Annotated in this window: 19 protein-coding genes; 1 reads left to right on the forward strand and 18 read right to left on the reverse strand. The window is 63.6% G+C overall.

Annotation, left to right across the window (positions count from 1 at the left end; all coding sequences use genetic code 11):
• Positions 1-420, forward strand: coding sequence for an acyl-CoA thioesterase (locus C266_RS17295; RefSeq protein ID WP_010805079.1), 420 nt, complete (start codon positions 1-3; stop codon positions 418-420).
• Between the two features lie 99 nt (positions 421-519).
• Here the strand turns inward: C266_RS17295 and C266_RS17300 are convergent, their stop codons facing one another.
• From C266_RS17300 to C266_RS17385, 18 genes are all read right to left on the reverse strand, one after another.
• Positions 520-1,287: an enoyl-CoA hydratase gene (locus tag C266_RS17300; protein WP_010805078.1), complete on the reverse strand. Its 768-nt coding sequence runs from the start codon at positions 1,285-1,287 to the stop codon at positions 520-522.
• Positions 1,288-1,473: 186 nt separating this feature from the next.
• Positions 1,474-2,673, reverse strand: a complete 1,200-nt coding sequence (locus C266_RS17305; RefSeq protein WP_010805077.1) for an acetyl-CoA C-acyltransferase — start codon at positions 2,671-2,673, stop codon at positions 1,474-1,476.
• A 17-nt stretch (positions 2,674-2,690) separates the two neighbouring features.
• Complete coding sequence (locus C266_RS17310; RefSeq protein ID WP_010805076.1) at positions 2,691-5,135, reverse strand: 3-hydroxyacyl-CoA dehydrogenase/enoyl-CoA hydratase family protein; 2,445 nt, start codon at positions 5,133-5,135, stop codon at positions 2,691-2,693.
• A 17-nt stretch (positions 5,136-5,152) separates the two neighbouring features.
• Entirely contained in the window at positions 5,153-6,940 is a 1,788-nt protein-coding gene (locus C266_RS17315; protein WP_010805075.1) for an acyl-CoA dehydrogenase C-terminal domain-containing protein, read from the reverse strand.
• A gap of 48 nt (positions 6,941-6,988) precedes the next feature.
• Positions 6,989-7,582 (reverse strand): TetR/AcrR family transcriptional regulator, encoded by a 594-nt coding sequence (locus C266_RS17320; protein ID WP_010805074.1) that lies wholly within the window; start codon positions 7,580-7,582, stop codon positions 6,989-6,991.
• A 223-nt stretch (positions 7,583-7,805) separates the two neighbouring features.
• Entirely contained in the window at positions 7,806-8,963 is a 1,158-nt protein-coding gene (clsB, locus tag C266_RS17325) for a cardiolipin synthase ClsB (protein ID WP_010805073.1), read from the reverse strand.
• 18 nt (positions 8,964-8,981) lie between these two features.
• The gene (gene nudB / locus C266_RS17330) at positions 8,982-9,476 is read right to left on the reverse strand and encodes a dihydroneopterin triphosphate diphosphatase (protein WP_371257117.1); all 495 of its coding nucleotides are present in this window, start codon (positions 9,474-9,476) and stop codon (positions 8,982-8,984) included.
• A 172-nt stretch (positions 9,477-9,648) separates the two neighbouring features.
• On the reverse strand, positions 9,649-11,451 hold the full coding sequence (gene aspS, locus C266_RS17335; protein ID WP_010805071.1) for an aspartate--tRNA ligase: 1,803 nt from the start codon (positions 11,449-11,451) through the stop codon (positions 9,649-9,651).
• Between the two features lie 47 nt (positions 11,452-11,498).
• The gene (locus C266_RS17340) at positions 11,499-12,143 is read right to left on the reverse strand and encodes a DUF502 domain-containing protein (RefSeq protein ID WP_010805070.1); all 645 of its coding nucleotides are present in this window, start codon (positions 12,141-12,143) and stop codon (positions 11,499-11,501) included.
• A 144-nt stretch (positions 12,144-12,287) separates the two neighbouring features.
• On the reverse strand, positions 12,288-12,626 hold the full coding sequence (locus C266_RS17345; protein WP_010805069.1) for an FmdB family zinc ribbon protein: 339 nt from the start codon (positions 12,624-12,626) through the stop codon (positions 12,288-12,290).
• A gap of 161 nt (positions 12,627-12,787) precedes the next feature.
• Positions 12,788-14,233 (reverse strand): sodium:solute symporter family protein, encoded by a 1,446-nt coding sequence (locus C266_RS17350; protein WP_010805068.1) that lies wholly within the window; start codon positions 14,231-14,233, stop codon positions 12,788-12,790.
• A 372-nt stretch (positions 14,234-14,605) separates the two neighbouring features.
• The gene (locus C266_RS17355) at positions 14,606-15,292 is read right to left on the reverse strand and encodes a methyltransferase domain-containing protein (RefSeq protein WP_010805067.1); all 687 of its coding nucleotides are present in this window, start codon (positions 15,290-15,292) and stop codon (positions 14,606-14,608) included.
• A gap of 47 nt (positions 15,293-15,339) precedes the next feature.
• A complete protein-coding gene (ubiB, locus tag C266_RS17360; protein WP_010805066.1) occupies positions 15,340-16,899 on the reverse strand; it encodes a ubiquinone biosynthesis regulatory protein kinase UbiB in 1,560 nt (519 codons plus the stop codon).
• A 3-nt stretch (positions 16,900-16,902) separates the two neighbouring features.
• Positions 16,903-17,538, reverse strand: a complete 636-nt coding sequence (locus C266_RS17365; RefSeq protein ID WP_010805065.1) for an SCP2 domain-containing protein — start codon at positions 17,536-17,538, stop codon at positions 16,903-16,905.
• A gap of 145 nt (positions 17,539-17,683) precedes the next feature.
• Positions 17,684-18,658, reverse strand: a complete 975-nt coding sequence (locus C266_RS17370) for a Tim44 domain-containing protein (protein WP_010805064.1) — start codon at positions 18,656-18,658, stop codon at positions 17,684-17,686.
• Between the two features lie 220 nt (positions 18,659-18,878).
• A complete protein-coding gene (gene ubiE / locus C266_RS17375) occupies positions 18,879-19,613 on the reverse strand; it encodes a bifunctional demethylmenaquinone methyltransferase/2-methoxy-6-polyprenyl-1,4-benzoquinol methylase UbiE (RefSeq protein ID WP_010805063.1) in 735 nt (244 codons plus the stop codon).
• 57 nt (positions 19,614-19,670) lie between these two features.
• Positions 19,671-20,084, reverse strand: a complete 414-nt coding sequence (locus C266_RS17380; RefSeq protein WP_010805062.1) for a gamma-butyrobetaine hydroxylase-like domain-containing protein — start codon at positions 20,082-20,084, stop codon at positions 19,671-19,673.
• A gap of 79 nt (positions 20,085-20,163) precedes the next feature.
• Positions 20,164-20,601, reverse strand: a complete 438-nt coding sequence (locus C266_RS17385; protein WP_010805061.1) for an HIT family protein — start codon at positions 20,599-20,601, stop codon at positions 20,164-20,166.
• Between the last annotated feature and the right edge of the window lie 63 nt (positions 20,602-20,664).

Here is a 20,664-nt window from a genome sequence, read left to right on the forward strand (position 1 = left end):
ATGAGCACCCCAACCCCTGCCCTCACGGCCCTGCCTGAAGAAAAAGAACTGGCGCTACGCGTGCTGCCGATGCCCGCCGACGCCAATGCCCATGGCGACGTGTTCGGCGGCTGGATCATGTCGCAGGTCGACATTGCCGGCTCGATCCCCGCCGCGCAGCGTGCCAACGGCCGCGTGGCGACCATCGCCGTCAACTCGTTCCTGTTCAAGGAGCCGGTGTTCGTCGGTGATCTGCTGAGCTTCTACGCCACGATCGTGAAGACAGGCCACACGTCGATTACCGTCTACGTCGAGGCGTATGCGCAGCGTATGCGCCTGTCGCACGAGATCGTCAAAGTCACCGAAGCGATGGTGACCTACGTGGCGACTGACGAAAACCGCCGTCCGCGGCCGTTGCCCGAACTCGAAACGCTGATCTGAGCGGCCCTCGAACGACAAACGCCGCCGCCTCGCGAACCGGGGCATGCGGCGTTCGTGTTTCTGCCCGCCCGCCGGGACGTCCGGCGACGGTGGTCTGTATTACGAGAACTGGCCGAAATCCGGCTTACGTTTCTCGAAAAATGCGGTGAAGGCTTCGCGCGCTTCGGGCGACACCAGCCGCTTGCCGAACTCCAGCGCTTCGTCGCGAATACGCTCCTGCACGTCGTGTGCGCTGTCGCCCTTCATCAACTGCTTGGTCGCGCGCAGCGATCCCGCAGGCATGGCAGCCAGTTGGGCGGCGCGCTTCGCGGCGTACTCCGCCAGTTCGGCCGCCGGCACGATGCGATTGACGAACCCCATCGCCACCGCCTCGTTCACGTCGAACGGCTCACCGAAGAGCAACTTCTCGGCCGCACGCTGGTAACCCGCCACGCGCGGCAGCAGCCAGCTCGACGCCGCCTCCGGGCACAGTGCCAGTTGCGCGAATGGCAGCGAGAAGCGCGCCGTATCGGCCGCATACACCACGTCGCAGTGCAGCAGCAGTGTCGTGCCGACACCGACCGCGTTGCCCGACACGGCCGCGACGATCGGCTTGGTCGCCTGACTGATCGCGCGCAGGAACTGGAACACCGGTGCATCGTCGTCCTTCGGCGGATGCTTCAGGAAATCCTCGAGATCGTTGCCCGCCGAAAAGGCCTCCGGCTGCCCCTGAATCAGGATCACGCGCAGCGAGGGGTCGGCCTCCGCTTCGGCAATACCCTCGGCGATGGCCTGATACATCTCGGCGGTAATCGCGTTCTTCTTGTGTACGCGGTTGAAAGTCAGCACCTGCACGGCGCCCTGACGCTGCACCAATACGTCTTCCATCTCTTGTGTCTCCTCGGGTTTTCCGCGAATCCGGGGGCGCCGGATCATCGCCCGCTGTAGATGACAACGCCGGGGGCGGCCCCGCATTCGCGAACCCGCACCCCGGCGCCCTGCACCGTCGCCGGCCAATCTACCGGACGTCTGTCGACGTCCGGCCGACGGCCGGCGCCGTCTGCGCTTACCTATTTACATACGCTCCAGAATCCCCGCAGCGCCCATGCCGGTACCCACGCACATCGTCACCATGCCGTACTTCAGGTTGTGACGGCGCAGCGCGTGCACCACGGTTGCCGCACGAATCGCACCGGTCGCGCCCAGCGGGTGACCCAGCGCAATCGCGCCACCCATCGGGTTGACCTTGCTGGTATCGAGATCCAGATCCTTGATGACGGCCAGAGCTTGCGCCGCGAACGCCTCGTTCAGTTCGATCCAGTCCATCTGGTCTTGCGTGAGCCCTGCGGCACGCAGCGCGGCCGGGATGGCTTCCTTCGGACCGATGCCCATGATCTCCGGCGGCACACCGCGCACGGCGAACGATACAAAACGGGCGAGCGGCGTGAGGTTGAACTGCTTGAGAATCTTCTCGCTCACGACGAGCAGCGCACCGGCACCGTCCGACGTCTGCGAGCTATTGCCGGCCGTGACAGAGCCCTTGTTCGCGAACACCGGACGCAGCTTGCCCAGCCCTTCGATCGACGTATCCGGGCGCGGACCTTCATCGAGCGAGAGCGTGCGCGTCTTGATGGACAATTCGCCCGTTGCCAGGTTCGGGAATCGTTCGACGATCTCGATCGGTGTGATCTCGTTGGTGAACTCACCGGCCTGTTGCGCCTTGATCGCCTTCTGATGCGAGGCCAGCGCGAAGGCGTCCTGCGCATCGCGCGTCACACCCCACTGCTGCGCTACCTTCTCGGCCGTCAGCCCCATGCCGTAGGCAATGCCCACGTTCTCGTCGCGCTCGAAGATCGACGGCGAAAGCGACGGCGTGTTGCCCATCATCGGCACCATGCTCATGCTTTCCACGCCGCCGGCGAACATCGCGTCGGCTTCGCCCACACGGATGCGGTCGGCGGCCATGGCGAGCGCCGTCAGGCCCGAGGCGCAGAAGCGGTTGACGGTCACGCCACCCACCGTGTTCGGCAGGCCCGAGAGCAGCGCGCCGATGCGCGCCACGTTCAGACCTTGCTGGGCTTCGGGAATGGCGCAGCCGATGATCGCGTCTTCGATCACCTTCGGATCGAGATCCGGCACCTGCGCGAGCGTGCTCTTGAGGATGGTCGCGAGCAGATCGTCGGGACGGGTGTTCTTGTAGCTGCCCTTGGGTGCCTTGCCGGTCGGCGCACGCGTGGCGGCAACGATGTAGGCGTCTTGCAGTTGTTTGCTCATGTCAGTCTCCGATCGGCTTAGTTGCGCACCGGCTTGCCGGATTGCAGCATGCCCATGATGCGTTCCTGGGTCTTCGACGTGCCCAGCAATTCGATGAAGGCGCGACGCTCGAGCGTCAACAGCCATTCTTCGTTCACGAAGCTGCCGGCTTCCACGTCGCCGCCGCACACGGCTTCGGCAATGCGCGAGGCGATCAGGAAGTCGTGTGCCGAAATGAAGTTGCCGTCACGCATGTTCACGAGTTGCGCCTTGATCGTCGAGACACCCGAGCGGCCTGCCACCGGAATGCCGGCCGGCTTGAGCGGCGGACGATACCCGGCCACCGCCAGCGCGCGCGCCTCATTGCGGGCGACCGACAGCAGTTCGTGCACGTTGTAGACGATGGTGTCCGTCGGCTTCAGGTAGCCCATGTCGCGGGCATCGAGCGCCGAGCCCGAGACCTTCGCCATGGCCGCGTTGGTGAACGATTTCGTCACGAACTGGAGATACTGCACGCTGCTCGCGGCGTTCGCGGCGTCGGCCGCGCGAATCGCGGCTTCCTTCAGGCCGCCGCCGGCCGGCACGAGGCCCACGCCGACTTCCACGAGACCGATGTAGCTCTCGAGTGCCGCCACGCGCTTGGCGCTATGCAGCAGCAGTTCGCATCCACCGCCCAGCGCAATGCCGGAGACCGCCGAGACGACCGGCACCTGCGCATATTTCACGCGCATCATGCCGTCCTGGAATTTCTTGATGAAGGGTTCGATCCCCTTCGCACCGCCCATCATGAAGGCCGGCATGGCGGCCGCCAGATCGGCACCGGCCGAGAACGGACCGCCCGGCGCGCCGAGTTGCAGCGACGTCGGCTGCCACACGACCACGGCGCGATATTGCTGCTCGGCCAGATCGATGGCGCGGATCAGGCCGTCGATGACGTCCGGCCCGATGGTATTCATCTTCGACTTGAACGAGACGATGAGCACGTCGTCCTGACCAGGGGTCTCGTCGACCCACAGGCGCACGGCGTCGTTCTCTTCGATGGTCTTGCCGAACTTGCGCGGGTCGGCGCTGGCGTCGCCCACGAGCGATGCCGGAAACACCTGACGCCGATACACCGGCAGCGTGCTGCGCGGCACGAAGGCGTCCTGGGCCGGCGCATACGAGCCGTCAGCGGTGTGCACACCGCCCGCCTCGGCGACCTTGCCGCTCGTCACCCACTTGGGCAGCGGTGCACCCGACAGCGCGCGGCCTGCGTCGATGTCTTCCTGCACCCACTGCGCGATATCCTTCCACCCCGCGGCCTGCCAGTCCTCGAACGGACCGGTGCTCCAGCCGAAGCCCCAACGAATCGCGAAGTCCACTTCACGTGCGTTGTCGGCAATCTGCTCAAGATACACGCCGATGTAGTGGAACACGTCGCGGAACACGGCCCACAGGAACTGGGCTTGCGGGTTGGTCGACTCGCGCAGCAGACGCAGACGCTCGGCCGGGGCCTTCTTCAGAATACGCACGACCATCTCGTCGGCCTTCTTGCCCGACTCGACGTACTCGCCCGATTGCGGGTCGAGCACCTTGATGACCTTGCCTTCCTTCTTGTAGAAACCGGCGCCCGTCTTCTGACCCAGTGCCCCCTTCTCCACGAGTGCCCTGAGCACGGGCGGCGTGGCGTACGTCGGGGCGAACGGGTCGTCCTTCAGGCCGTCCTGCATCGTCTTGATGACGTGCGCCATCGTGTCCAGACCGACCACATCGGCCGTGCGGAACGTGGCCGACTTGGCGCGGCCGAGCTTGCTGCCGGTCAGGTCGTCGACGACGTCGAACGGAATGCCATACTTCTGCGCTTCGGCGAACACCGCCAGAATCGAGAACACCCCCACGCGGTTGGCGATGAAGTTCGGCGTGTCCTTCGCGCGCACCACGCCCTTGCCGAGCGTGGACGTAAGGAACGTTTCGAGTTGATCGAGAATTACCGGCTCGGTGGTCGCGGTCGGAATCAACTCGACCAGATGCATATAGCGCGGCGGGTTGAAAAAGTGCACGCCGCAGAAGCGCGACTTCAGGTCGGCGTCGAAGCCCTCGGAGAGTTCGGTGATCGACAGGCCCGACGTGTTCGACGCGAAGATCGCATGCTTGGCCAGATGCGGCGAGACCTTCTTGTACAGGTCGTGCTTCCAGTCCATGCGCTCGGCGATCGCTTCGATCACGACGTCGCAGCCGGCGAGCTTCTCGAGGTCGTCCTCGTAGTTCGCCGTTTCGATGTATTGCGCGTCGGCCTTGTCGGCAAACGGCGCGGGGCTCAGCTTCTTCAGACCGTCGATGGCGCGCGTGACAATGCCGTTCTTCGGGCCTTCCTTGGCCGGCAGATCGAACAGGACAACGGGCACTTTCGCGTTGACGAGGTGCGCGGCGATCTGCGCGCCCATCACGCCGGCGCCGAGCACGGCGACCTTGCGTACGATCAGGGGTTTATTGGTTTGACTCACGGTAATCTCCTCCGCTCTCAGAACAGGTCGACGTCGACTTCCATTTGCGTCTTCGCGCCAGCGCGAGCTACGCGGATGTGATACGCGGTCTCCGGCAGCAGCTTGGCGAAGTAGAATCGCGCGGTGGCGAGCTTCGACTCGTAGAACTTGTCGCCGCTGCCTTGCTTGTCGAGCGCGATACGTGCCATGCGCGCCCAGAAGTAGGCGAACACGAGATGACCGACCACGCGTTGATACGGCACGGCTGCCGCACCGACTTCGTCCGGGTTGGCCATCGCCTTCATGCCGATTTCCATCGTCAGCTTCTGGACCTTGTCGCCGATGTCCGCGAGCGGGTTGACGAACTCCTGCATCTCTTCCTTCACGCCTTCGGCTTCCACGAAGTCCTGCACGAGCTTGCCGAACTTCTTGAGCTTCGCGCCCATGTCGCCGAGCACCTTGCGGCCCAGCAAATCGAGCGCCTGAATCGAGTTGGTGCCTTCGTAGATCATGTTGATACGCGCGTCGCGCACGTACTGTTCCATGCCCCACTCGGCGATATAGCCGTGGCCGCCGTAGATCTGCAACGCATGGTTCGTGCACTCGAACGCGTTGTCGGTCAGGAACGCCTTGATGATGGGCGTGAGCAGCGCGACCAGATCGGCGGCCTCGCGACGCTCGGCTTCGTCGCCATGCGACAGTTCCTTGTCGATGTGCAGCGCGGTCCAGTACGAGAACGCGCGGCCACCTTCCACATAGGCCTTCTGCGTGAGGAGCATGCGGCGCACGTCCGGATGCACGATGATCGGATCGGCCGGCTTGTCCGGTGCCTTCGGGCCGGTGAGCGAGCGCATCTGGATGCGTTCCTTCGCATACGCCAGCGAGTTCTGATAAGCGACTTCCGTCAGCCCCAGACCCTGCATGCCAACGCCCTGACGCGCAGCGTTCATCATCACGAACATGGCGTTCAGGCCCTTGTTCGGCTCGCCGACGAGCCAGCCACGGGCGCCATCGAGGTTCATCACGCAGGTGGCGTTGCCGTGAATGCCCATCTTGTGCTCGATGGAGCCGCACTTGATACCGTTGCGCTCGCCCGGTGCGCCATTCGCGTCGGGGATGAACTTCGGCACGACGAACAGCGAAATGCCCTTCGTTCCCGGCGGCGCATCCGGCAGACGTGCCAGCACAAGGTGAATGATGTTGGCGGCCATGTCATGCTCGCCGGCAGAGATGAAGATCTTCGTGCCGGAAATGGCATACGAGCCGTCGCCGTTGGGCTCGGCCTTCGTGCGCAGCATGCCCAGATCGGTGCCGCAGTGCGGCTCGGTCAGGCACATCGTGCCGGTCCACTCACCGGAGACGATCTTGGGCAGATAGGTGGCTTGCTGTTCGGGAGTGCCATGGGCGTGCAGGCACTCGTAGGCGCCATGCGACAGGCCGGGATACATCGTCCACGCCTGGTTGGCCGAGTTGAGCATTTCATACAGGGCATTGTTGATGACCTGCGGCAGGCCTTGCCCGCCAAACTCGGGATCGCACGCCAGTGCCGGCCAGCCGGCATCGATGTATTGGCGATAGGCCTGCTTGAAACCGGTGGGCGTGGTGACGACACCGTCGCCCGCGTACTTGCAGCCCTCGCGATCGCCCACTTGATTCAGCGGGAAGACCACTTCGCTACAGAACTTGCCGGCTTCTTCCAGCACCTGATTGATGGTGTCGGCATCGATGTCCGCGTGCTTCGGCAATGCCTTCAATTCGTTTTCCACGCCCAGCAGTTCGTGCATGACGAATTGCATGTCGCGCAGGGGCGCGTTGTACTGTCCCATGACCTACTCCTCCGAACAAATCGAATTGAATCGCGGACGGCTCGCGCCTCACCCGCGCTGATATGACGAAATCAGTTTTTCCAGTGCCACCCGGGTCATGTCGACGGCGCCGGGCTCCCGAAGGAAACGCGCGTCGTGATGCAGGCCGAGTGTCAGGCTGTACATTTCAAAAAGCATCAGGCGCGGATCGGTGTCCGCACGCAGATGTCCCTCCTCCTTCGCTTGCGTGATAGCGCGCAGCAGGGCAGATCGCCACAACCGAACGCTCTTCACCAAGGCTTCTCGCACCGGGCTGGCCGCGCGATCGTCATACTCGACGGCACCGCTGATATAAATGCAGCCCGTCGTCACTTCCCGAATGCGCTTGTCTATCCAGCGATCCATGAGCACTCTGAGTCGCGGCAGGCCGCGCGGCGCTTCCATGCTGGGAGCGAACACCTCTTCCTCGAAGCGCCTGTGGTATTCCATCAGCACTTCGATCTGCAAGTCTTCGCGTGAACCGAAGTGCGCGAAGACGCCGCTCTTGCTCATTTGCATACGATCGGCCAGCAAGCCGATCGTCAGTCCCTCGAGTCCGTCCCGCCCCGCCAGCTCCAGCGCGGCATTCAGGATTGCGGCACGTGTCTGTTCACCCTTTCGCATGTGTATGGCATCGCTATCGTTATCCGTTCCCCGATGCTAACCAAAAAATCGAACGGCCGTCCTATTATTGGGGGACGCTCATGGGCGAACAAGGAATTTATTAGATCGGAATACCTAATCGGTTTCGTTGCCGGGAGGGGCTTCGGCCTTGACTGCACAAGGGCCGGCAGGCATGGCAGGCAGGCGGAAAGCCGCCGGCTGCGGGTTGGTCGTCAGTCGTGGGTCAGTCGTACCTGCCGCGCGTGAGAACCTTCATCACGAGACGGTAGAGGCGGTAGGCCGCCCATTGGCGCAAGCGCCGCCAGCGGGAGCGGCCGCCATAGCGGTGGGGGTCGATGAGACGCGCCTCGGCGAAGGCCTGGCGGATATGGTCGCGCAGCTCGATGACCACCGGGTCGTCGAGCACGACCACATTGGCTTCGTGATTCACGAACAGGGACAAGGCGTCCAGATTCGACGAGCCGACCGTTGCCCAGACATCGTCGACCACGGCCACCTTGCCATGCAGTTGGCGCATGTCGTACTCGCCGATGCGAACGCCGGCGTCGAGCAACTTGGCGTAAAGCCATGGCACCGCCGTGTCGAGCAGACGGAACTCCTTGCGACCAATCAGCAGATGCACCGCCACACCTCGCCTGGCCGCCTGTGTCAGTGCGCGCCGCAGCCGCCGGCCGGGCACGAAGTAGGGATTCGCAAGCCAGACTTCATGACGAGCGTGCCCCAGTGCCATCAGATAGGCCCTTTCGACCGCGCGGCGATTGTGCAGATTGTCACGCGCTACGAAGGCGGCCTGACCGGCATACGGCGCATGCAGTCGTCCGCGTTGCCCGCGGCGCCGGTGACGAAACGGCGTGCCCAGATACCCTGGGGCGAGACGCTGCCACTGAATATGAAATGCAATGGCGATCTCGGCAACGATGGGTCCCCGGCATTGCACGGCGAAGTCCCAACGCGGATCGCTCATGCGTGTGCCGCCCCCGCCGTTGAAGTCGTCGATGATGTTGATGCCACCGACGAAAGCCACCTCGTGATCGATGATGGCGAGTTTGCGGTGCGTACGCGAGAAACCGAACTTGCCGAACAGACGCGGATTGTAGATGCGATGCGCCATCCCGCTCTCACGCCAGTCGGCGAATAATGCCAGGCGCTGGCTGGTACCGAGGCCATCGGTGATAACGCGCACCTCGACCCCACGTTGTGCCGCCCGTTGCAGTGCAGCCGAGACGTTCGCCCCGGCCTCGTCCGCCTCGAAGATGTAAGTCTCGAGGGCGACTTCGCGAGTGGCGCCGTCGATCGCCGCGACAAGCGCCGTGAAGTAGTTCTGACCGAGGTAGAGCAGCGTCAGATCATTGTTGTGAGAGAACGGAAGATACTTGCTCATCGGTGCGCGACGCTGCGGCTAGCGCACGCGCAACGGCAACTGCCGGATGGCATCGCCGTTCGAGGGTGAAAAACAGCGTGCGGCAGCCTCTTCCCATGGCAACCAGGCGTAGGCGACGTGCTCGCGCGGCGCGAGCGTCACGGCCGTGTTCTCCGGCACGCACAAGCCGAACCAGTGCTCGGTGTTGCGCGTGACACCCGGCGCGTAGCGATGCGCCCAGCGCGGATAGATGTTGTACTGAATCTCGTGCTGCCAGTCGGTCAGGGCAGTCGTGGGTACTGCCGTCCCGTCTGCCACGCGGATGCCGGTCTCTTCGAACACCTCGCGCGCAGCCGTCTCGACCAGCGGCTCATCAAGCCGATCCTTGCTGCCGGTGACGGACTGCCAGAAATTTTCGGCATCGGCACGCTCGATGAGCAGGACGTCGAGCGCCGGCGTATAAATCACGACAAGCACGGATTCGGGAATCTTGAAGGGCTTCATGCAGGCGGCGGTAGCGTGAAATCGACTCATGAACGACGGAAGACCGGCTTGAGCGCCTCATTGTAATGGGCAATGGCACTGTCTCGCTGCTGCAATGCCGCGTATTAGTCCGAAATAGGCCGCTGCACGGCGTAAGACAAAAACCCCCTCGCCTTTCGGTCGAGGGGGTTCGAGTTCAGCACACCGGCGTTTGCCGGTGCCGTCAGGCCTTCGGCGCTTCCGGCTGACGCAGACGGATGTGCAGTTCGCGCAGTTGACGCTCGTCGACCGGCGACGGCGCCTGCGTGAGCAGATCCTGTGCACGCTGCGTCTTCGGGAACGCGATCACGTCCCGGATCGAATCGGCGCCCGCCATCATCGTGATGATGCGGTCGAGGCCGAAGGCGATACCGCCGTGCGGGGGCGCGCCGTACTGGAGCGCGTCGAGCAGGAAGCCGAACTTCGCACGGGCCTCTTCCTCACCCAGCTTGAGCGCGCGGAACACTTTGCTCTGCACGTCTTCCTGGAAGATACGGACCGAACCGCCACCGATTTCCCAGCCGTTCAGCACCATGTCGTAGGCCTTCGCCAGGCACTTGCCCGGATCGGTCTCGAGATAGTCGATGTGCTCGTCCTTCGGGCTCGTGAACGGGTGATGGCAAGCGACCCAGCGGGCATCTTCTTCGTCGTACTCGAACATCGGGAAGTCGACGACCCACAGCGGACGCCAGCCGGCTTCGAACAGGCCGTGACTCTTGCCGAATTCCGAGTGACCGATCTTCAGACGCAGCGCGCCGATGCCGTCGTTGACAACCTTTTCCTTGTCGGCACCGAAGAAGATGATGTCGCCGTCTTGCGCGCCGGTGCGCTCGAGAATCGAGGCGAGCGCGGCGTCGTGCAGGTTCTTCACGATCGGGCTTTGCAGACCGTCGCGGCCCTTGGCCACTTCGTTGACCTTGATCCACGCCAGACCCTTCGCGCCGTAGATCTTCACGAACTCGGTGTAAGCGTCGATTTCGCTACGCGAGATCTCCGCACCGCCCGGCACGCGCAGCGCGACCACACGGCCGCCTTCGGTCGTGGCCGGCACCGAGAAGACCTTGAAGTCCACATCGGCCATCACGTCGGTCAGCTCGGTGAACTCGAGCTTCACGCGCAGATCGGGCTTGTCGGAGCCGAAGCGACGCATCGCTTCCGAGTACTCCATGACCGGCACCTTGGCGTCCAGATCCACGTTGATCGCTTCCTTGAACACGTGGCGGATCATGTTCTCGAACAGATCGCGGATTTCCTGCTCCGAGAGGAACGAGGTTTCGCAGTCGATCTGCGTGAATTCCGGCTGACGGTCGGCGCGCAGGTCTTCGTCGCGGAAGCACTTGGTAATCTGGTAGTAGCGGTCGAAGCCGGCCACCATCAGCAACTGCTTGAAGAGCTGCGGCGACTGCGGCAGCGCGAAGAACATGCCGGCGTTCACACGCGACGGCACCAGATAGTCGCGCGCGCCTTCCGGCGTGCTCTTCGTGAGCATCGGGGTTTCGATGTCGATGAAGCCTTGCGCGTCCAGATACTTGCGCACTTCCATCGCCACCTTGTAGCGCAGGCGCAGGTTGTATTGCATCTGCGGACGACGCAGGTCCAGCACACGATGCGTGAGGCGCGTGGTTTCCGACAGGTTTTCGTCGTCGAGCTGGAACGGGGGCGTCACCGACGGGTTGAGCACTTCCAGCGCGTGGCACAGCACTTCAATCTTGCCGCTCGTCAGGTTGGCGTTCTCGGTGCCGGCCGGACGGCTGCGCACCAGGCCCGTGATCTGCACGCAGAACTCATTGCGCAGGCCTTCAGCGGCCTTGAACATCTCCGCGCGGTCCGGATCGCACACGACCTGCACCAGACCCTCGCGATCACGCAGGTCGATGAAGATGACCCCGCCGTGATCACGGCGGCGATTGACCCAGCCACAAAGCTTGACCGTTTGGCCCAGTTGTTGCTCGGTCACCAGACCGCAGTAGGAGGTACGCATGGACATTTTGCTGTTCCGATTTTCAAAAAATGGCGCCGGCGATTCCCAGTGGCTCAAAGGAGCGGGCCGGGACGTTGCTGGCGCGGGTTGTGGGCGGGCGCCACCACGCCCATCGATACGATGTACTTGAGGGCCGCGTCGACCGACATGTCGAGTTCAACGACGTCGCTCGCCCGCATCATCAGGAAGAAGCCTGACGTCGGGTTCGGTGTCGTCGGGACATAGACGCTCACGTAGTCGCCCTGCAAGTGATTGACCACATCGCCGCCCGGCGCGCCGGTCAGGAAGGCGATGGTCCAGGAATCCGCATGCGGATAACGCACGAGCAACGCCTTGCGAAACGCGTTGCCGTTGCTCGAGAGCAATGTGTCGGATACCTGCTTGACGCTGCCGTACAACGGTCCAACGATGGGAATGCGCGTCAGAACGGCCTCCCACCAGCCGACCAGCTTCTGGCCGATGAAATTATGCGCCAGAAGACCGACGACGAAAACGAACGCCAGCGTGACCACCACGCCGAAGCCCGGCACGCGCATGCCGATGAGGCGCGACGGCTGCCATTCGTCCGGCAGCAGCAGCAAGGTCTGATCCATCGTACCGATGATCAGACCCAGTACCCACAGCGTGATGGCGAGAGGCACCAGCACCAGCAGGCCGGTGAGGAAAATCGTCTTCAGCGCGGGTTTCTTAACGCTCATGGCAGGACTCGCGAATATTGGCGGCTACGGGGTATCAGCAGGGTTTCACAGCGCCAGACGCCAGAGGCGCCCGGGGCGGCTTCGGTACTATTGCACGCCAGGCCGCCAGGCTCGGCGTGCAGTGTCTTGTCTCGTTTGTCTCGTTCAGTGGCAGGCGCAACCGCCGCCACAGCTTGCCGACGGGGTGCCGGACGACTCGCCGCCGGACGACGATGCCGACGATGCGCTCTCGCCCGACGATGCTGCCGGTGCCGCTGCGGACGACGATGCCCCGGCAGCCGGGGCACTCGTGCCGCCCGAACCACCGCGGAAGTCAGTCACATACCATCCCGACCCCTTGAGCTGGAACCCGGCCGCAGTCACCTGCTTGCGAAACGTGTCCTTGCCGCATTCCGGGCATTGGGAGAGCGGTTCATCGCTCATTTTTTGCAGCACATCCTTGGCGAAACCGCATGTTTCGCAACGATAAGCGTAGATAGGCATGATTCTTCCGACGGAAAAAGGCGCGCAAAGCCTTGAATTATAACCGCTTCACAAGGCTTTCGGGATTTGTCGGAGATATATGGGGCCACAGCCGCGCAAGATCAAGATGGCAGCGTGCCCGCACTTGGCGTAGCGGGCACACCACCTGCCGTCGCACGCCGTCAGATCGTCGAAATCTGCTGCTCCGGCGGCTGATCGCGCGCCGACGCGGGTTGCAGGAGCGAACCGAGCACCATACCGGTGATCGACGCCAGCAAACCGGCCAGTTGCGGCGGCACCAGCGCGTCGGGCACCATCGCTTCGCAGGCGATCCACACGATCAGCCCGAAGAAGACGGCCAGCGTGCCGCCCAGCGAACTCGAACGCTTCCAGTACAGACCGAAGGCCAGGGGCACGAAGCAGCACACGAGCGTGACCTTGTACGCGCTTTCGACCATCTGGAAGATCGATGCCTTCGAATTCAGCGCATACACCAGCACGAGCGCCGTGAAGCACAGCACGACGATACGCATGAGGCGCAGCAAGTGCCTGTCGTCGATACGGCCCTTGAGCATCGGGCGAACGATGTTCTCGGCAAACGTCACCGACGGCGCCAGCAGCGTGGCCGACGCGCAGCTCTTGATCGCCGAGAGCAGTGCACCGAAGAACATCACCTGGGCGACGATCGGCACACTAGTAAGCACCAACTGCGGCAAAATCTGTTGCGGATCGGTACCAATGTATTTCTGCACCATCGACGGGGCAATCAGCAGCGCCGAGTAGGCGAGGAAGATCGGGATGAAGGTGAAGAAGAAATACAGCACGCCGCCCGTCACCGAGCCGGACACCGCGATGTTCTCCGACTTGGACGACATGACACGCTGGAACACGTCCTGCTGCGGAATCGATCCGAACATCATGGTCACACCGGCCGCAATGAACGCCAATACGTCCGCAGGATTCATCTCAGGCAGAAACACGAACTTGCCGGCCTCCGAGGCGTGCGCGATCACGGCGCTCGCCCCGCCCGGCACCATACCCGAGACGACCACGGCGATGTACACGAGGCCGACGACGATGATGATCATCTGGATGAAGTCGGTCACCGCCACCGAGATCATGCCGCCGAGCAGCGTGTAGGCCAGCACCGAGATCGCGCCGATGATCATGCCCGTCGGCTCCGACATCGCACCGCCCGACACGGTATGGAACACGAGGCCCAACGCCTTGATCTGCGCACCGACCCAGCCGAGGTACGAGATCACGATGGCGATGCTGGTCACGAGTTCGACCGTGCGGTTGTACTTGAGCTTGTAGAAGTCGCCGATCGTCATCAGGTTCATGCGATACAGCTTGCGGGCAAAGAACATGCCCACGAGAACCAGACACATCGACGACCCGAACGGATCGGAGACCACGCCGCGCAGGCCTTCTCCGAGGAAGGTGGCGGGGATGCCGAGCACCGCTTCCGAGCCGAACCACGTGGCGAACACGACGGCAACGACCATGCCGTAGGGCAGACGGCGGCCGGCGACGGTGAAATCCTTGGTATTGCGGACCTTGAGGGCGGCCAACAGCCCGATGGCCACCGAAATGACCCAATACAGAATGACAAACCAGATCAGCATAACGCGGCCCCAGCCAAGCCCCAGGGCGACGGTCTTGGCAGAGCGGCGTCAGCTGCGGGCATGATCCGGCCGCATGAAGCCGCCGCGCGAGCTAACGATACCGAGCCTTGGGCCGCAGCCTTCCGGGCAACAGAAAATCAGGTCGAGCATGACGGGGCTGATGCGATTCAGCACTCGGGGGCGCCCGTTTTGCCACCTGGCGAAAAAATTTCCGGCCGATTATAGCGGCGCGAAAGACGCGCGGGGAAAAAATCACAATTCCCCCCGCGGATCATGGCAAATATCGGGAAATGCCCAATGTCTGGGGCGACTTACCGGCAGTTGGCATCAACGCTCGGCTGCGGTCAGTTCGCCGCAACAGCAGGTTGCGGCTCAGCGGCGGCGCCAGACCATCCAGTGCTCGGCCCCGGCAAAGACCGGCACCGAGTCGTCGACCTGCCGATTCGTCTCGCAGACGAAGTCCTGGGCCAGCAGGGTGTCAAGCGCGTCGGGCGCGATGCCGAACGGCGGGCCTTTTACCGTCTCTTTGAGGAAAAAGAATCCGGCCAGACGCGCCCCTTGCGGCAGCAGTTGCGCCATGCGGCGGGCATAGTCCTGCCAAAGTTTGCGAGGCAAGGCGCAGAGAAACGCCCGCTCGTAGACCAGGTCGAGCGCGAACGGTGGGGTGTAGGTGAAGAAATCGGCCTGCTCGACAAGCGATGCACGCGGCCCCAGTTGGGCTTGCGCCGATTCGACGGCGACCGGAGAGAAATCGATGGCGCGCACAGGCCAGCCTTGTGCGTCGAGCCACGCCGCTTCGTACGCCGCGCCGCAGCCTGGAATCAGCGTGGCGCGTGGTGCGCTCTCTGCCGCCACGAAATCGCGCAGCGCCTGCGGCACACCGGCGGCATCCCACGGCATGAACGCGTTTGCGAAGCGTTCATCCCAGAATTCCGCACGCGACGGATCGCGGTGGGAAAAAGAGGGTGCGGATGGCACGGATGCCGTCGACGGCGCCGTTGATGGCACGGGCGCCCCGCCCGCTTCCGGGCGGTCATCGCCGCGAGGTGCGGCGGGCATGACAGATATTTTCCGAGCGAAGGGCACCATCGGCTCCTGTTCGAGAATCAGCTATAGAGCCAGGCGAAGGCCGCCAACACGCCGATGGCGAGCCCGCCCACCAGACAGAACGCGCCCGTCAGCAGCCGGTTGGTGCGGCGTTGCTCCTGCAGCAGCGCAAGCAGCAGCGTGTCGTCTTGCGGACGTGCATGGGCCGCCAGCGCCTGATGAATGAGACGCGGCAGTTGCGGCATCGTCTTGCTCCACTGCGGCACCTCGGTCTTCAGGCGTTCGAGCCAGCCGCGCGGGCCGATCTGCTCGGCCATCCAGCGCTCGAGGAACGGCTTGGCCGTCTTCCACAGATCCAGATCCGGATCGAGCTGACGACCGAGTCCTTCGATATTGAGCAGCGTCTTTTGCAGCAGCACGAGTTGCGGCTGAATCTCGACATTGAACCGGCGCGACGTCTGGAACAGACGCATGAGCACCAGCCCCAGCGAAATTTCCTTGAGCGGCCGGTCGAAGTACGGTTCGCAGACTGCGCGAATGGCCCCTTCCAGCTCTTCGACGCGCGTATCCTGCGGCACCCAGCCCGACTCGAGGTGCAGCGAAGCCACCCGGTGGTAGTCGCGACGGAAGAACGCGAGGAAGTTCTGGGCCAGATAATTCTTGTCGAATTCGGACAGCGCGCCGACGATGCCGCAATCAAGCGCGATGTAACGGCCGAACGTTGCGGGGTCGAGGCTGACAAGAATGTTGCCTGGGTGCATATCGGCGTGGAAAAAGCCGTCGCGCAGGAACTGCGTAAAGAAAATCTCGACGCCCTCGCGTGCGAGCTTCTTCAGATCGACACCCGCCTCGCGCAGCACTTCGATCTGGCTAATCGGCACCCCGTGCATCCGTTCCATCACGAGAACGAAGCTGGAGCTGAACTCCCAGTAGATCTCGGGCACCATCAACATGCCCGAGTCGAGGAAATTGCGGCGAAGCTGCGCTGCGTTGGCGGCTTCGCGCATCAGATCGAGTTCGTCATGCAAATACTTGTCGAATTCGGCGACCACCTCGCGCGGCTTCAGACGCTTGCCATCCGGCCACAGGCGCTCCACCCAGCCCGCCAGATCGCGCATGAGGGCCAGATCGCTGTCGATCACGCCGAGCATGTTCGGGCGCAGCACCTTGACGGCGACTTCCTTGCCCGCATGTTCGCCGTGACGAATGCGTGCGAAGTGCACCTGCGCAATCGACGCGCTCGCAACCGGCGTGCGCTCGAACTCCACGAACACCTCTTCGAGCGGGTGCCCCAGCGACTTCTCGATGGCGGCGCGCGCCACCTCGGGATCGAACGGCGGCACCTGATCCTGCAGTCGGGCCAGCTCCTGCGCAATGTCGGGCGGCATCAGATCGCGACGCGTCGAGAGCACCTGTCCGAACTTCACGAAGATCGGGCCCAGCGATTCGAGGGCGAGGCGCAGGCGTTCGCCGCGCGGGGCTTTCAGCCCGCTGCGTCCGAACGACAGCACGCGCAACACCCCGCGCGCGAAGGGATGGGGAATGCTCGAGAGCACCAGCTCATCGAGCCCGTATCGATAGCAGACGAAAAAGATCTTGATCAGGCGCAGAAGACGCATCGGTCAGCGGCCTCCCTGAGTGCGGGATGCCGGGGCGGGCGCGTTGTTGCGCACGCCCTTCTGGCGTTCGAGCTTTTCGATGCGTTTCTCCAGACGCGCGAGGTCGTCGCGCAATGTGCCGATATCGTTGCGTATCGCGTCGAGGCGCCCACGCGCCACGAGCAACGGATTCTCTTCCACGAGGTAATCCGCGAGCGATCGTGCCAGCGTGTCGCCGGTGCGGCGCGCGGTGGCCACGGCGGCCTTGCCGGTCTGCGTCACCCGATGGGCGGCAGCGTCGCCGATGACCTTGCTCAAGTCTTCCGCCACCTCCCAGCGCAGGTGCTGGGCAAGATACGACACGGTGTTGGCAAACTCGGCATCGCCTTCGATCTTGACGTGACGCATGACGGCGGCCTGACCGCCCCCCGCGAAATCGGCGAGCGCCGACGGTGGCACCGAGATGCTGACGTCGCAGGGCAGGTCGGCCTCGGCGGCGGCGAGGTAGCCGTCGTCACCCACACGAAGACGCAGGTCGATAGCCGACATCGCGAGCCGGGCAGACGCGCCGATATGATGGCGCAAGCGCTCGCGCGCCCACGGTTCGCGGGCAAGCAGGTGGTTCACGGTGGCGGCAAAGGCTTTGGCGGCTACGGTCATGAGCTTGGCGGCCGGCCGGACTGAACACCGGTCGTACCGAAAGACGCCGCCCGGCGATGCATTGCGGACGGCAAAAACAAAAGAGCCCGCGCTTCAAACGCGGGCTCTCATTGTAAGGCAGGTTACGGCAAAAACGGCGCGAGGCTTAGAGCTGCTGAATTCCGGCGAGCACCCAGCCACCGCTGCCGGCGACCGGCTTGGTCAGGTTCCACACCTCGTTGAACGGCTCGGCCGCTGCGCCTTCGGCTTCGCGGATCAGGCCCGAGAAGCGGACGCTTGCCATGTACTCGGCGGCCGTTTGCTCGATGCCGAGCAGTTCGGCGTCGAGTTGCACGACGTCCGTACGGTTGGTCGACTTGCCGCGCTCTTCGAGGTCCATCTTGATTTCCGCGAACATCTGCGGCGTGGTGAACTCGTTGATATCGGCCTGATCGCCCTTGTCCCATGCGGCTTGCAGACGATTGAAGTACACCTTGGCACTACGCAGGAAGCCCTCAACGTCGAAGCCTGCCGGCACCCCGAACGGGGCAGCAGTGGCAGCACCGGCAGCGGCAGCCGGCACAGCCGACAGCGACGGCTGAGCCAACGGCGCCGGTTGCGACGACGGTTGCTGCTGGCTGTCCCACGACTGACGCAGGGAGTTGTTCGACGCATCGTTGCCTGCGCCGGCATAGGCCGGCGTCTGCGACTGCGACTTATTGCCGCGGAAACGACGGATCAGCCACATGGCGGCGAAAGCGATCAGCGCAATGATGATGACGTTGGCCATCATGCTCGCGAAGGCCCCGCCCATACCGAAGTGCGACAGCAGCGCCGCGATACCGAGGCCAGCGGCCAGACCGGCGATCGGGCCGAGCCAGCGATTGGCCGGCTTGGCGGCGGCTGCCCCTGCGGCCCCCGCACCTGCGGCAGCCGGCGCGGCTTGCTGCGGCGCTGCGCCCGGCGCGGCTTGCGTCGGTTGTTGCGGTGTTTGCTGGCGTTGCGTCACGGTGTTGGACTGCTTGCCGATGCTCCGGCCGCCGCCAACGCGTTTGGCATCGGCATCCGCGATCGTCATGCCGACCGCCAATACGCCGGCCACTACGCCCAACAACAGCTTGTTTTTCAGGAACTGGAACATCGTTCTGGTCTCTCCGTGGAGTTTATAGGTTGCTGTCTACAGACATGCGTCGCCCCGAATGGTTCAGTACTTTTTTACGTATTGAAACCAGACTAGACGACGACCGATTCTGCCACAGCAAAATTAGCTTGTACTTAGAGAAGCGCCCCGGCGCGGAATTTTTCCGCAAACCGAGGCGCTGAGTCGAATCAGGTGAGTGAGTACTTAGTTTTCCGACGCGTCAGAACTTGCGTCCGATATGCAGCGCGACCACGCCGGCGCTCAGGTTGTGGTACTCCACGCGCTCCAGACCGACCTCTTCCATCATCGTCTTGAGCGTTTCCTGATCGGGGTGCATACGGATCGACTCGGCCAGATAGCGGTAGCTCTCGGCGTCGCCTGCAATGCGCGAACCCAGCCACGGCAACACCTTGAAGGAATAGGCGTCGTACGCCTTTTCCAGCGGTTGCCAGACTTTCGAGAACTCCAGCACCATCACCTTGCCGCCCGGCTTGATGACACGGCGCATTTCGGCGAGGGCGGCGTCCTTGTGGGTCATGTTGCGCAGGCCGAACGCCACGGTCACCACATCGAAATAATTCGACGGGAACGGTAGTTTCTCGGCGTCGCACAGCAGCGCCGGGGTGACGATGCCCGCGTCGAGCAGGCGATCGCGGCCCACGCGCAGCATGGATTCATTGATGTCGGTGAGCCAGACCTCGCCGGTCGGGCCCGCGGCACGGGCGAACGCCTTCGACAGGTCGCCGGTGCCACCCGCGATGTCGAGCACCTTGAAGCCGGGGCGCACGGCAGCGCGCCCGATCGTGAAGGCCTTCCAGATCCGGTGCAGACCGCCCGACATCAGGTCGTTCATGATGTCGTACTTGCTCGCCACCGAATGGAACACCTCGGCAACCTTGCCGGCCTTTTCCTTCTCGTCGACGGTTTCATAACCGAAGTGGGTCTGTTGGCCCATTGCAATCTCCAAAATCATGTAAGCGGGTGCCCACTCTGTGGGCACCCCGCCGGGGCCTCAATGGTGGTGGCAGCCGCCGGCAGCCGGCGACGGCATCGGCGTGTCGCGGTCGACACCCGCCGCCGCGAGCTTGTCCAGATATTCCTGCCACAGGGCGTCCTGACGCACGCACAGCTCGTAGAGGTAATCCCACGAATAGATGCCGGTGTCGTGACCGTCCGAAAAGACCGGCCGCACCGCATAGTTGCCGATGGGCTCGAGGCCGTTCAGCGTAACGTCACGCTTGCCGGTTTGCAGCGTCTCCTGCCCCGGCCCGTGACCGCGCACTTCCGCCGACGGCGAGAGCACGCGCAACAATTCGAACGGCAGGCGGTAGTGTGTGCCGTCCTCGTAACCAAGTTCCAGCACCTTTGATGCGCGATGCAGCGTCAGGGAAACGGGAATCGGCGTGTCTTTCTCCAGCCCAGCCATTGTCTTGCTCCAGAAGAATCAGTCGGTGTGCCGACAGGCGGCACATCGGCCGGCAGTATAGCTGCTCAGGTTCCAACGGTCATGCCGGCCACGCCGGAACACGGTCCAATTCTGCCACGATAGCCCCGCGCAGCGCGGGCATCCAGGCCGCGCGTTCGGCCAGCACTGGCTGCGGCACCTCGCGTTGCGGCGCACTCCAGACCGAGTCGGGGAAATGGACATCGTCCCGATATCGCGGAATCACATGCCAATGCACATGCGGCACCCTATTGCCCAGACTGGCCACATTGACCTTATCGGGCGACATCACCGTGCGCAGGGCGGTCTCGACGCCAAACACCACACGCATCACGTGTTCGCGCGCGGCTTCGGGCAAATCGCTCATTTCTGCGACATGGGCATGCCAGATCACCCGCGCGAAGCCGGGATAGCCGGGTTCGTTCGCGAGCACCACGCGCAGCACCGGATCGCGCCACACGACTTCCCCGCCATCCCCCGTGCAAAACGGACACTCCATCATCGTTCTCCCTTTGTTAGCCTGCCATGCGCCGACGCCGGCACTGCCACCGGAACCGGCTCG

This window comes from Pandoraea sp. SD6-2 (assembly GCF_000389825.1).
GTDB classification, from domain to species: Bacteria; Pseudomonadota; Gammaproteobacteria; order Burkholderiales; family Burkholderiaceae; genus Pandoraea; species Pandoraea communis.

Excerpts from the sequence above, each read along its gene's own strand:
- C266_RS17340 (WP_010805070.1), bottom strand. The coding sequence starts at position 12,143 with ATGAGCGTTAAGAAACCCGCGCTGAAGACGATTTTCCTCACCGGCCTG.
- clsB (WP_010805073.1), bottom strand. The coding sequence starts at position 8,963 with ATGAGCAAGTATCTTCCGTTCTCTCACAACAATGATCTGACGCTGCTC.
- ubiB (WP_010805066.1), bottom strand. The coding sequence starts at position 16,899 with ATGCGTCTTCTGCGCCTGATCAAGATCTTTTTCGTCTGCTATCGATAC.
- C266_RS17300 (WP_010805078.1), bottom strand. The coding sequence starts at position 1,287 with ATGGAAGACGTATTGGTGCAGCGTCAGGGCGCCGTGCAGGTGCTGACT.
- C266_RS17365 (WP_010805065.1), bottom strand. The coding sequence starts at position 17,538 with ATGACCGTAGCCGCCAAAGCCTTTGCCGCCACCGTGAACCACCTGCTT.
- nudB (WP_371257117.1), bottom strand. The coding sequence starts at position 9,476 with ATGAGTCGATTTCACGCTACCGCCGCCTGCATGAAGCCCTTCAAGATT.
- C266_RS17350 (WP_010805068.1), bottom strand. The coding sequence starts at position 14,233 with ATGCTGATCTGGTTTGTCATTCTGTATTGGGTCATTTCGGTGGCCATC.
- aspS (WP_010805071.1), bottom strand. The coding sequence starts at position 11,451 with ATGTCCATGCGTACCTCCTACTGCGGTCTGGTGACCGAGCAACAACTG.
- C266_RS17305 (WP_010805077.1), bottom strand. The coding sequence starts at position 2,673 with ATGAGCAAACAACTGCAAGACGCCTACATCGTTGCCGCCACGCGTGCG.
- C266_RS17315 (WP_010805075.1), bottom strand. The coding sequence starts at position 6,940 with ATGGGACAGTACAACGCGCCCCTGCGCGACATGCAATTCGTCATGCAC.
- C266_RS17385 (WP_010805061.1), bottom strand. The coding sequence starts at position 20,601 with ATGGAGTGTCCGTTTTGCACGGGGGATGGCGGGGAAGTCGTGTGGCGC.
- C266_RS17295 (WP_010805079.1), top strand. The coding sequence starts at position 1 with ATGAGCACCCCAACCCCTGCCCTCACGGCCCTGCCTGAAGAAAAAGAA.
- C266_RS17370 (WP_010805064.1), bottom strand. The coding sequence starts at position 18,658 with ATGTTCCAGTTCCTGAAAAACAAGCTGTTGTTGGGCGTAGTGGCCGGC.
- C266_RS17355 (WP_010805067.1), bottom strand. The coding sequence starts at position 15,292 with ATGCCCGCCGCACCTCGCGGCGATGACCGCCCGGAAGCGGGCGGGGCG.
- C266_RS17345 (WP_010805069.1), bottom strand. The coding sequence starts at position 12,626 with ATGCCTATCTACGCTTATCGTTGCGAAACATGCGGTTTCGCCAAGGAT.
- C266_RS17380 (WP_010805062.1), bottom strand. The coding sequence starts at position 20,084 with ATGGCTGGGCTGGAGAAAGACACGCCGATTCCCGTTTCCCTGACGCTG.
- C266_RS17320 (WP_010805074.1), bottom strand. The coding sequence starts at position 7,582 with ATGCGAAAGGGTGAACAGACACGTGCCGCAATCCTGAATGCCGCGCTG.
- ubiE (WP_010805063.1), bottom strand. The coding sequence starts at position 19,613 with ATGGGCCAACAGACCCACTTCGGTTATGAAACCGTCGACGAGAAGGAA.